Source organism: Pseudomonas sp. SZ57, from assembly GCF_009495975.1.
In the GTDB taxonomy this organism is placed as follows: Bacteria; Pseudomonadota; Gammaproteobacteria; order Pseudomonadales; family Pseudomonadaceae; genus Aquipseudomonas; species Aquipseudomonas syringae.
In genome coordinates this window covers 40,481-51,139 of the sequence record NZ_WIBD01000031.1, presented here as the reverse complement: position 1 = coordinate 51,139, position 10,659 = coordinate 40,481, and the positions used below count along the sequence as shown (strand labels likewise).

The following is a 10,659-nucleotide window of genomic DNA, read 5'->3' as shown; positions in this document are numbered from 1 at the left end:
GAGCGTGAGGAACGATAGCTCTACAACTATCGTACCCATGCTCCGCGTGGGTATGCCGTTCAGGACGCTCTGCGTCCTCATAATCGGCATGTGCAGTGTCAGCGGTTTCAGGCGATCTGGGGCTTTTTGGCGATGGTGTCGAAGAGCGCGGGGTCAAGGGGGTCGCCGGCCTGCTCATTGAGCACCTGACGTGGGTGGTCATTCCCCGGAATGCTGCTGTCGATCAAAGACAGCAGGCTTGCGCCGCGCTTTGTCAGCATGTACGTCGAGCCATCTCCGCCTTCCTCGCGAGGACGCGGTTCGATGTAGCTGCGATTGAGCAATGTCTCGAATTCAGTGGATGTCGGTGGGGTGCCGTTGTTCTGCACATCGTGCAGCAAACGCTCGATAAGGTCCCAGTTGTAAGTCATTTTTCTAAACCTCCGTCCAGCATGGAATGATCACCCATGACCTCCAGCCACGGGCATGCGACTCAAAGGGTGTGACCTGCGAGGTGTATGACGGTTCAGAGAAGCTGGCGGACGGTGTAACGAGGCGTTGTCAGGACTGTAAAGAGGTTGATCGCTCCCGAATGCACGGGAGCGATCACGGCAATCACTCGGCAGCCGGGGCCGGGGTGCTGCGTTTTTTCAGCGGGGCCATGCCGTCCTGGCTGACCAGGTCGGACTTGGGACGGTTGACTGTCTTGCGTTTGGTTGGCCCTTTGGCCGCGACCTTCTTCTTGTCCCCCTTCGCGTCGGTCTTTTTCTTCTTGACGCCTACCGCCTTGCCGGAGGCCTTGACCTTCTTCGGCCCGCCGTAGGTGCCTTTGACTTCCTTGATGACGCGACGCTCGAAGCTCTGCTTGAGGTAGCGCTCCACGCTCGACATCAGGTTCCAGTCGCCATGACAGATCAGCGAGATCGCCAGACCGTCGCTGCCTGCACGGCCGGTACGCCCGACGCGGTGGACGTAGTCATCGCCGCTGCGTGGCATGTCGAAGTTGATCACCATGTCCAGACCTTCAACATCAAGGCCACGAGCCGCCACATCGGTGGCGACCATGATTTTCGCGCCGCCTTGCTTGAGACGGTCGATGGCGGCCTTGCGGTCCTTCTGGTCCTTGTCGCCGTGCAGCACGAACGCCTTGTATTCCAGTGCCACCAGGCGGCCATACAAACGGTCGGCCATGGCCTTGGTGTTGGTGAAGATAATGGCTTTCTGGTAAGTCTCGTTGGCCAGCAGCCAGTTGAGGACCTGCTCTTTGTGCACGTTGTGATCAGCAGTGATGATCTGGTGGCGTGTGCCGGAAGCCAGTTCGCTGACGCTGTTGACTTGCAGGTGCTGTGGATCCTTGAGCACCTTGCCGATCATTTCCCGCAGGCCAGCGCCGCCGGTGGTCGCCGAGAACAGCATGGTCTGCTCACGACCGGCACATTCGCCGGCCAGACGCTCGACGTCTTCGGAGAAGCCCATGTCCAGCATGCGGTCGGCTTCGTCCAGTACCAGCACTTCAACGTGCTTGAGGTCCAGATTGCCTGCGTTCAGCTGCTCCAGCAGACGACCCGGCGTGCCGATCAGGATGTCCGGCACCTTGCGTAGCATGGCAGCCTGAACCTTGAAGTCCTCGCCACCGGTGATCAAACCGGCCTTGACGAAGGTGAACTGCGAGAAGCGCTCGACTTCCTTGAGCGTCTGCTGAGCCAGCTCACGGGTCGGCAGCAGGATCACCGCACGGATGTCGACGCGAACCTTGGCCGGGCCGATCAGACGATTGAGGATCGGCAGCACAAATGCGGCGGTCTTGCCGCTACCGGTTTGCGCAGTCACCCGCAGGTCGCGCCCTTGCAGTGCGAGCGGAATGGCGGCCGCCTGCACGGGCGTAGGCTCGACAAATTTAAGCTCGGCCACAGCTTTGAGCAGGCGTTCGTGCAGGGCGAATTCGGAAAACACGGGTGCTACCTCGACGAAAAACAAAAATACAGCTGCATAGCGTAACGGTTTCGAGCGCCGGGGCCGAGTTTCTTTACCACCAAAGGCCGATTTTGTTTACCAACGGGCGAATAAAGGCCAGTCGCAAGTTTGCCGGACAACGCCGCCATCTCGCACCTCGCGCCGATATTTCACCCCTCTTGCGCGCAGAAAATCGAAGGTCGTGATTTCTTTGTCTACCTTCAGATTCGGTTAAGAAACCGCTCCGATACTCCACCCTACTCGCTGACCGGGGGAGGAGCCTCGCCAATGCCTGATATCGATTCGAACATTCGTCTACCGCTGAGTTTTGGCAATACCGGGGCACCCACCCTGACCCTCTTCCGCGCCTTGGCGCATGAACAGCAGCGTGAGCCTCTGGAACTGTTCGTTCAGCAACAATTTCGCAAAGCCCACAACGCCGACGTCAGGCAATTCATGCCGGAGCTTTTCGGGCTCCAGGACGGCAGCGGCGCGCTGTGTGCCGTGGCCGGTATCCGTCACGCCAGCGCCGGCACATTGTTTCTGGAGAACTATCTGGATGCGCCCATCGAACAGCAGGTCAACGCTGCGGCAGGCCGCTTGATCGAGCGCCAGGGCATCGTCGAAGTCGGCAACCTGGCGGCTAACAGCCTGGGCAGCGCTCGACTGAGCATCATCACAGTGACCTGGTTGCTGGCGATGAGCGGGTTTGAATGGGTCGCCTTTACCGGCAATGCGGCACTGGTCAACAGCTTCAATCGTCTGGGCCTGAATCCGGTCACGCTATGCGCTGCCGATCCGGCCCGTCTGGGCGAAGGGCGTCACACCTGGGGCTCGTATTACGACTCACGGCCCAGCGTGCATGTCGGCGACATCCGTGCCGGTTTTCTGCACCTGAGCAGCATGGGCATCTTCGAACGTTTCGGACTGCCACAGACACTGGAGCCTGATTGCCATGTCGCATGAACGTGAAGCCTTTTGGCAAAGACTGCAGACGCTGGCCGATGAGCAGCCCCGCGCCATCGCCCTGCAAGGCGAAGACCGGACGCTGGATTACGCCGCACTGGTCGAGGAGATTACGCAGCGCCGCGAACAATTGCGCGTCGCCAATGCGCGGATCGTGGCGCTGATGCTGGACAACAGCCCCGACGCCCTGCTCTGGGACCTGGCCGTGCTGTTCGAAGGCCTGAGCTGCGTGGCGCTGCCGCCGTTCTTCAGCCTTACTCAAAGACGGCATTGCCTGCAACGAAGCCAGGCGGACACGGTGATTACCGGGTCGCTCTTCGCCCAAGAGCTGCAGGCCTCTGACTACAGACAACACGGCGCATTCTGGCAACGCCGCGCTGCCGAGCAAGCGTACATGCCGGTGGGCACCGCCAAACTGACCTTTACCTCGGGCACCACGAGCACCCCCAAGGGCGTGTGCCTGAGTGCCGACAGCATCCTCCGGGTCGCTCGCGGGCTTCATGAAGCCAGTCAGTCGGTGCGACCTGTACACCATCTGAGCCTGTTGCCGCTGGCGATCCTGCTGGAAAACATCGGCTGTTATGCAGCCCTGTATGCCGGCGCACGCATCAGCCTGCCAAGCCAGCAGGAACTGGGTATCCAGGGTGCCAGTGGCGTCGACGCCTCGCGTCTGCTGATGTTTTTGCAACAGCGCCGCCCGGACAGCATGATTCTGGTTCCGCAATTGTTGCTGCTGCTGGTGACGGCCTGCGAAGCGGGCGCGTTCGATGCGTCGATGCTGAGCTTCGCCGCAGTCGGTGGCGCGCGCGTCAGCCTTGATCTGCTGTCACGCGCTCAAGCGGCAGGCCTGCCGGTCTTCGAGGGCTATGGCCTGTCGGAGTGCGCCTCGGTCATCACCCTCAATCGACCGGACGCCCAGCGTGCCGGCAGCGTCGGTCGCCCACTGCCGCACATCTGGCTACGCCTGGCGGCTGACGGCGAAGTGCTGGTGGCCGGCAGTCCGATGCTCGGTTATCTGGGCGACGCGACACCTGCACCGGCCTGGTGGCCTACCGGCGATCTGGGTGAGCTCGATGCTGACGGCTACCTGTACTTGAAAGGCCGCAAGAAACATCAGTTCGTGACCAGCTTCGGACGCAACGTCAATCCGGAATGGATCGAAGCCGAACTGACCCAGAGCCTCTGCATTGCCCAGGCGTTCGTGTATGGCGAGGCTCTGCCGTCCAACCACGCCCTGCTCTGGCCATCGCGCCCCGGCACCACTGACCTGCAGATCGACGAGGCCGTCAACAAGGCCAATCAGGCGCTGCCCGATTACGCCCGCGTCACGAGCTGGACCCGCCTCGACGAGCCTTTCAGCCCCGCAAACGGTTTGTCTACCGCGAATGGCCGGCCTCGCCGCGAGGCCATTCTTGAACGCTACCAAACACTTTTTACTCCCTCCAACCTGACCCAAGGTGCCTTGTCATGAGTTTTTTTCAGACCCTGCAGGATGCGACCCAGGAACAACGCGAAACCCTGTTCAATCTGCCGATCATCCGCCAGGCAATGGCCGGCCAGGTCAGCCTGGAAAGTTACCGGGCGTTTCTGACTCAGGCCTACTACCACGTGCGCCACACCGTGCCGTTGATGATGGCTTGCGGCGCGCGGCTGCCGTCGCGCATGGAATGGCTGCGCGCGGCCGTCTGTGAGTACATCGAGGACGAATACGGGCATGAAAAGTGGGTACTCAACGACCTGCGTGCCTGCGGTGGGCAGGCAGATGCCGTGGAAAACGGCCAACCCGGCGCGCCTGTCGAGCTGATGGTCGCCTACCTTTACGACCTCATCGCACGCGGCAACCCGGTGGGCCTGTTCGGCATGGTCAATGTGCTGGAAGGCACCAGCATTGCCCTGGCCACGCACGCAGCAGACAGCATGCGCAAAGGGCTCGGCCTTGGGCCAGAAGCGTTCAGCTACCTGAGTTCTCACGGCAGCCTGGACATCGGCCACATGGAAACCTTCCGCACACTGATGGACAAGGTCGATGATCCGGACGATCAACAGGCCGTGATTCATGCGTCGCGCATGGTTTACCGCCTGTACACCGACATGTTTCGCGAGTTGCCGGGCGCTGCCCTGACCGCGCACCAGGAGTCGGCTCATGCGGCTGCCTGACGCGCACGTCGTCCTCACGGGTGCCAGCGGCGGCATCGGTCTGGCCATTGCCGAGGCATTGTGCAGCCAGGGTGCCAAGGTGCTGGCAGTGTCGCGCCATGTGCATCCGCTGCGTCAGCTGCTCGAACTCTACCCAGCCAACCTGCACTGGGTCGAGGCGGACCTGTGCACGGCACAGGGTCGTCAGCAAGTGGTCCGCGCGGTCGGCGCCGTGCCTGGCGTCAACCTGCTGATCAATGCGGCGGGCACCAACCATTTCGCGATGCTCGAACAGCTGTCAGCCAGCGACATCGATTCCATGCTGACCCTCAATGTGCATGCCCCGATCCAGTTGACCAGCCTGATGCTGCCGGTGCTCAAGCAGGCCAGCGAAGCCATGGTGGTCAACGTCGGTTCTACCTACGGCTCCATCGGCCATGCCGGGTATGCCACCTACTGCGCCAGCAAGTTTGCGTTGCGAGGGTTTTCCGAAGCGCTGCGTCGCGAGCTGGCCGACACCCGGGTGGGCGTACTGTACGTCGCCCCGCGCGCCACCCGGACCAGCATGAACAGCGCCGCAGCACAGGCACTGAACGACGCGCTGAGTTCGGCAGTCGACGACCCGCAAGACGTCGCCCAAGCGGTGCTCCAGGCCATTGCAGGTAACCGCAGAGAGCTTTACCTGGGGTGGCCGGAGCGTTTTTTCGTCAGGCTCAACAGCCTGTTGCCGACCCTCGTGGACCGGGGCCTGCGCAAGCATCTCCCGTTGATCCGCCACCACAGTTCACCCATTGCGCAAGAGAAGCACATACCATGAAAAGAATCGCTTTCGTCGTCATGAGCCTGATCAGCCTGCCGCTCTGGGCACTCGATGCACCCGACCAGCAGCGTCTGGCCGGTATCCAGAAGGAATGGGCGCATATTCAGTACGGCCTGCCCGAGAAGCAGCGTGTCGACGCGTTCGAGAAGCTGGCCACGCAAGCCACGGCCTTCACTCAGGATCGTCCCGACGCAGCAGAAGCGTGGATCTGGTCGGGCATCGTCACCAGCAGTTGGGCCGGGGCACAAGGCGGCCTTGGCGCACTGGGTAAAGCCAAACAGGCAAAGGCCGACCTGGAAAAGGCCATGACCCTGGACGCCAATGCCTTGCAGGGCTCGGCCTACACCAGCCTGGCAGCGCTGTATGACAAGGTTCCGGGTTGGCCGATAGGCTTCGGCGACTCGGCCAAGGCCGGGCAATTGCTGGAGCAAGCGTTGAAACTCAACCCGAACGGCATAGACACGCTATTTTTCTCGGCACAACATCAGTTCGATCAGGGCAACTATGCTCAAGCGCAGCAAGCCCTGAACAAGGCGTTACAGGCACCACCCCGTCCGGGCCGTGAAGAGGCCGACGCCGGGCGCAGAAAAGACATCCAGTCGCTGCTCACCAGCGTGAACAAGAAGCTCAACTGACGGAGACACCATGCGTCTGCTGCTTATCGAAGACGACGTTGCACTGGGCGAAGGCATTCAGCAGGCACTCAGCCGGGAAGGCTACACCGTTGACTGGATCAAGGACGGCAGCAGCGCCCTGCATGCCCTGCTCAGCGAGAGCTTCGATCTGGCCATTCTCGACGTCGGCCTGCCGACGCTGAGTGGTTTTGAAGTACTGCGTCGACTGCGTCACAGCGGCTCGACGCTGCCGGTCATGATCCTGACCGCACGCGACGCCACCGAAGACCGGATTATCGGCCTGGACAGTGGCGCTGACGATTACCTGGTCAAACCCTTCGATGTGTCCGAGCTCAAAGCCCGCTTGCGCGCCCTGCTACGCCGCAGTGCCGGGCGCGCCAAGGTGTTGATCGAACACAACGGCATCCGCCTGGACCCCAGCACGCAACAGGTCAGCTATCACGATGCCGCAGTTGCCCTGACGCCCAAGGAATACCAACTGCTGTATGAATTGCTCTCGCCGCCAGGCAGGGTCATGACCCGCGAACGGCTCATGCAACTGCTCTATGGCTGGAACGAAGAGGCCGAAAGCAACACCCTTGAAGTGCACATTCACCATCTGCGCAAAAAGTTTTCCAGCACCCTGATCCGTACCATTCGAGGCGTGGGTTATCTGGTGGAGGAGCGTTCTTGAAGTCGATACGCCGCCGCACACTGACCCTGATCATCGGCCTGCTGCTGAGTGGTCTTCTGGTACTGACGCTGTTCAACGTGCATGACAGCAATCACGAAATCGCGGAAATCTACGATGCCCAGCTGGCGCAGAACGCGAGGCTGCTGGAAGGCGTGATGCGCATGCCCATGGAGCGCAAGGAACATGCGCAGCTCTATCAGGCCTTCAATCAGGCCCTCGCCCAGGCTGAACCACGTGTGGACGGCCACCCTTACGAGGGCAAGATCGCCTTTCAGGTCTGGGACAAGGACAACAACTCGCTGGTACACACTGCCAGCGCCCCGACCTTCACTCATCCGCCACAGAGCACCGGGTTCAGTGATTTCAACGACATGGCCGGCCATCAATGGCGAGCCTTCGTGCTCAGGGACGAGCAGCATGGTCTGCTGGTCTGGGTCGGTGAGCGCGATGACGTGCGCTCGGATCTGGTCAACCGCATTGTGCGTCACACAGTCTTGCCGAACCTGATCGGCAGTCTGGTGCTGATGATCGCCATCTGGCTGGCGATCCGCTGGGGGCTGAGGCCGCTGGCCGATTTCGCCAATACCCTGCGCGGCCGTAACGCCGGTGCTCTGCACCCGCTGCAGCTCAACGCCCTGCCTACCGAACTGGAACCCATGCAGGCCGCCCTGAACCGCCTGCTGGGACAGATTCAGGACCTGCTCAAACGCGAGCGGCGCTTCATTGCCGATGCGGCCCACGAAATGCGCACGCCTCTGGCGGTCCTGCGGGTGCACGCGCAAAACGTCCTGGAAGCGCACAACGAGGCGCAGCGGCAACAGTCGCTGGGCTACCTGATCATCGGCGTGGACCGCACCACGCGGCTGGTCAACCAGTTGCTGACCATTGCGCGCCTGGAACCCGGCCCGTCGCCAGCGGGCAAGGTGGCGGTGGATCTGGTCAGCGCTGTGCGCGACAGTCTGGTGCAATTGACCCCGTGGGTGCTGAGCAAGCATCTGGAGTTGTCCTTTGAATGCAGTGAAGCCAGCCGCGACGTAACGGTGGACTTCCCCGCGCTGGATATCGCCTTGCACAACCTGATCACCAATGCCGTCAACTTTTCACCCGAGGGCGGCCAGGTCACGGTGGAGCTGACGTTCAGTGAGCATTGCTTCCGGCTCAACGTCGACGATCAGGGCCCGGGTATCGATGAGCAGGAGCGCGAACGCTTGTTCGAGCCGTTCTACAGCCGTGGCAACGATCAAGGGGTAGGTCTGGGGCTGGCCATCGTGGAGAAAGTCGCGCTGCTGATGGGCGGCAACGTGAGCCTCGACAATCGTCCGGAGGGCGGGCTCAGGGCCAGTCTGCAGGCGCCGTTGCGCTGAGCATTGAGCAACGCGCCGAGGGACGGCCATCGAGCGCCGTCACGACACCGGCAGCAGCACATCGACCACCAGACCGCCGCCCGGCCGATTGCGTGCGGCGATCTGCCCGCCGTGCATTTCGATAGCCCGCAGGGCGATGGCCAGGCCCAGGCCAAAGCCCTGCGCGGCATTCTCCGGACCGCGCTCGAAGGGCTGGAAAATCCGTTGCAGGCACGCCTCGTCCACACCCGGCCCCTGATCGATGACATTGACCATCAGGCACAGCGGCTGGGCCTGAACGTTGGCGACCACCACCACATCCGTGCCGACCGCCGTGTGGCGAACGGCATTGCGGATCACGTTTTCGAAGGCCCGGTAGAGCAGTTCGCTGTCGACCTGTGCGACGAAAGACCCGGGAGCCTGCAGCCTGACCCGACACTGCTTCAGTCCGGCCTCGAATTCGGCATCCTCGACGATGGCCGCCAGCAGGCTGATGACATCGACCTGGTCGCGGGTCAGGCTTTCGACATCGCTCTGCATGCGCGCCAGGGTCAGCAACTCTTCGATTAGTGAGTCCATGCGCTCCGATTCGCGCTCGATACGCTCGAGCATGTCCAGCTGGGTCGGCTCCTGGCGCAACAGGCCGATGGCGGCACTCATGCGCGTCAGCGGCGAACGCAGCTCATGGGAAATATCATGCAGCAGTTGTTGCTGGGAGTCGGCCATGACCTTGAGCTGATTGGCCATGCGGTCGCAATCCTCGGCAAGGTCGACGATTTCATCGCGCCGCCGGCCCATGTCGGGCTTCACCCGTGTGTCGAAACGGCCTCTGGCGACCTTGCCCATCGCCTCACGCAATTTAATCAGCGGTGCCACCAGATAGCTGCTGAGAAACCAGCTGAACAGTGCACTCATGACCGTGCCGGTGATCAGCGGATTGAGGTGAGAGGGTTGATCGTCATGGTTGGGGCGCTGGGTAGAGCGGATATGCACGAGTGCACCTTCGCGCGTACGCACGGCGAGTTCGAAGCGAGGGTTTTCCAGCGAATCGCCCGCCAGCAGCATCCCCTGGCTGTCGTACAGACCGACCTTGCTGTGACCCTCCGGCTGCCAGGCATCGAGCAACGCCTGCCCTGCGGCAATGCCCGAGCGCTGCAAAATGCGCACTTCGTTGTCGAGCACCGTGCTGAACGAGGGATCGTCCCGCCCTGCCTGGGTGAACATGAACAGACCTGCACCTACCATGAAGGTCAGGCTGGTCGCCAGCCAGAACGCCAGGAACAGCTTCCAGAACAACCGGCTCGGCCTCATGGCGTGATCAACATATAGCCCAGATTGCGCACGCTCTGTATCCAGCTCTGGTTATCGTTGCGCGGGCCGAGCTTGTGGCGAATGCTGCTGATGTGCACGTCGATACTGCGATCGTAGCGAGCCAGCGGCCGTCCCAGCGCGTTCATCGACAGATTCTGCTTGCTGACCAGTTGCCCGGCATGCCGCGCCAGTTCTTCGAGCAGGCAGAACTCGTTGCCGGTCAGTTCAAGCGTCACGCCCTGCCAGCGCGCTTCACGCTTGCCTGGCCAGAGCATCAGCTCTCCGGCCTGAATCACATCCCTGACCGCATCAACTACCGACACCGCACGCACCCGGCGCATGATCGCCCGCAGACGCGCCACCAGCTCACCCGGCGAGCTGGGCTTGGGCACGTAATCGTCGGCGCCCAGTTCCAGCCCGGAAATACGGTCGATATTGTCGCCGCGGGCGGTCAGCAGAATCACCGGCACCTGGCTTTGCGCGCGGATCCGCCGCAGCACTTCGATCCCGGAGATGCGCGGCATCATGATGTCCAGCACGACAATGTCGTGACGCCCGGACAAGGCTTCAATCTCGCCCTCTTCAGCGCTGTTGGTGCAGGTCACGTCGAAGCTTTCACGGGTCAGGTACTGGCTGAGCATTTCCGTCAGCTCCCGGTCATCGTCGACAAGCAATACGGAAGTCATGGCAGGCCCTTGATTGGTGGTTGCCGATTATCCCGGCGCTGCTGCGGCGTGTCAGCCGGGCTCGATGATCTTTACCTAACCTTACACGGCGTTAACCGTCCCCAACATGCCCTCGCCCTATGCTGCGCAGCCAACAGCGCCCGCCGGACCGGCCCTT

11 protein-coding genes are annotated in these 10,659 nt (G+C 61.9%); 7 read left to right on the top strand and 4 right to left on the bottom strand.

Annotated features, from left to right (window positions below; translation table 11 throughout):
- Nucleotides 1-107 precede the first annotated feature (107 nt).
- Both GE543_RS24410 and GE543_RS24405 read right to left on the bottom strand, forming a co-directional pair.
- Entirely contained in the window at nucleotides 108-410 is a 303-nt protein-coding gene (locus GE543_RS24410) for a hypothetical protein (RefSeq protein WP_153222558.1), read from the bottom strand.
- A 184-nt stretch (nucleotides 411-594) separates the two neighbouring features.
- Complete coding sequence (locus tag GE543_RS24405; protein ID WP_003402477.1) at nucleotides 595-1,932, bottom strand: DEAD/DEAH box helicase; 1,338 nt, start codon at nucleotides 1,930-1,932, stop codon at nucleotides 595-597.
- Between the two features lie 288 nt (nucleotides 1,933-2,220).
- Here GE543_RS24405 and GE543_RS24395 point away from each other — a divergent pair, with 288 nt between their 5' ends.
- Genes GE543_RS24395 through GE543_RS24365 form a run of 7 tightly spaced genes read left to right on the top strand, consistent with a single transcriptional unit; the run spans nucleotide 2,221 to nucleotide 8,526 of the window.
- Nucleotides 2,221-2,898 carry a thermostable hemolysin gene (locus GE543_RS24395; RefSeq protein ID WP_003412767.1) on the top strand — a complete coding sequence of 226 codons (678 nt, stop codon included), beginning with the start codon at nucleotides 2,221-2,223 and terminating at the stop codon, nucleotides 2,896-2,898.
- Nucleotides 2,888-4,369 carry an AMP-binding protein gene (locus tag GE543_RS24390; RefSeq protein ID WP_153222557.1) on the top strand — a complete coding sequence of 494 codons (1,482 nt, stop codon included), beginning with the start codon at nucleotides 2,888-2,890 and terminating at the stop codon, nucleotides 4,367-4,369. The genes GE543_RS24395 and GE543_RS24390 overlap by 11 nt, the downstream gene beginning before the upstream one ends.
- On the top strand, nucleotides 4,366-5,055 hold the full coding sequence (locus tag GE543_RS24385) for a TenA family transcriptional regulator (RefSeq protein WP_003418317.1): 690 nt from the start codon (nucleotides 4,366-4,368) through the stop codon (nucleotides 5,053-5,055). Before GE543_RS24390 ends, GE543_RS24385 begins: the two co-directional genes overlap by 4 nt.
- Nucleotides 5,042-5,851: an SDR family oxidoreductase gene (locus GE543_RS24380; RefSeq protein WP_003412774.1), complete on the top strand. Its 810-nt coding sequence runs from the start codon at nucleotides 5,042-5,044 to the stop codon at nucleotides 5,849-5,851. The genes GE543_RS24385 and GE543_RS24380 overlap by 14 nt, the downstream gene beginning before the upstream one ends.
- The gene (locus tag GE543_RS24375; RefSeq protein WP_153222556.1) at nucleotides 5,848-6,489 is read left to right on the top strand and encodes a tetratricopeptide repeat protein; all 642 of its coding nucleotides are present in this window, start codon (nucleotides 5,848-5,850) and stop codon (nucleotides 6,487-6,489) included. The genes GE543_RS24380 and GE543_RS24375 overlap by 4 nt, the downstream gene beginning before the upstream one ends.
- Before the next feature lie 10 nt (nucleotides 6,490-6,499).
- Nucleotides 6,500-7,162, top strand: a complete 663-nt coding sequence (locus GE543_RS24370; protein WP_003393295.1) for a response regulator — start codon at nucleotides 6,500-6,502, stop codon at nucleotides 7,160-7,162.
- Nucleotides 7,159-8,526, top strand: a complete 1,368-nt coding sequence (locus GE543_RS24365; RefSeq protein WP_057406333.1) for an ATP-binding protein — start codon at nucleotides 7,159-7,161, stop codon at nucleotides 8,524-8,526. The genes GE543_RS24370 and GE543_RS24365 overlap by 4 nt, the downstream gene beginning before the upstream one ends.
- Before the next feature lie 39 nt (nucleotides 8,527-8,565).
- On the opposite strand, the gene GE543_RS24360 is transcribed toward GE543_RS24365, so the two are convergent.
- Complete coding sequence (locus GE543_RS24360; RefSeq protein ID WP_046271341.1) at nucleotides 8,566-9,801, bottom strand: ATP-binding protein; 1,236 nt, start codon at nucleotides 9,799-9,801, stop codon at nucleotides 8,566-8,568.
- 11 nt (nucleotides 9,802-9,812) lie between these two features.
- Nucleotides 9,813-10,502: a response regulator transcription factor gene (locus GE543_RS24355; RefSeq protein ID WP_003412780.1), complete on the bottom strand. Its 690-nt coding sequence runs from the start codon at nucleotides 10,500-10,502 to the stop codon at nucleotides 9,813-9,815.
- Nucleotides 10,503-10,659 lie beyond the last annotated feature (157 nt).

Coding starts and splice junctions, on each gene's coding strand:
- GE543_RS24370 (WP_003393295.1), top strand. CDS start 6,500: ATGCGTCTGCTGCTTATCGAAGACGACGTTGCACTGGGCGAAGGCATT.
- GE543_RS24395 (WP_003412767.1), top strand. CDS start 2,221: ATGCCTGATATCGATTCGAACATTCGTCTACCGCTGAGTTTTGGCAAT.
- GE543_RS24380 (WP_003412774.1), top strand. CDS start 5,042: ATGCGGCTGCCTGACGCGCACGTCGTCCTCACGGGTGCCAGCGGCGGC.
- GE543_RS24355 (WP_003412780.1), bottom strand. CDS start 10,502: ATGACTTCCGTATTGCTTGTCGACGATGACCGGGAGCTGACGGAAATG.
- GE543_RS24390 (WP_153222557.1), top strand. CDS start 2,888: ATGTCGCATGAACGTGAAGCCTTTTGGCAAAGACTGCAGACGCTGGCC.
- GE543_RS24385 (WP_003418317.1), top strand. CDS start 4,366: ATGAGTTTTTTTCAGACCCTGCAGGATGCGACCCAGGAACAACGCGAA.
- GE543_RS24375 (WP_153222556.1), top strand. CDS start 5,848: ATGAAAAGAATCGCTTTCGTCGTCATGAGCCTGATCAGCCTGCCGCTC.
- GE543_RS24410 (WP_153222558.1), bottom strand. CDS start 410: ATGACTTACAACTGGGACCTTATCGAGCGTTTGCTGCACGATGTGCAG.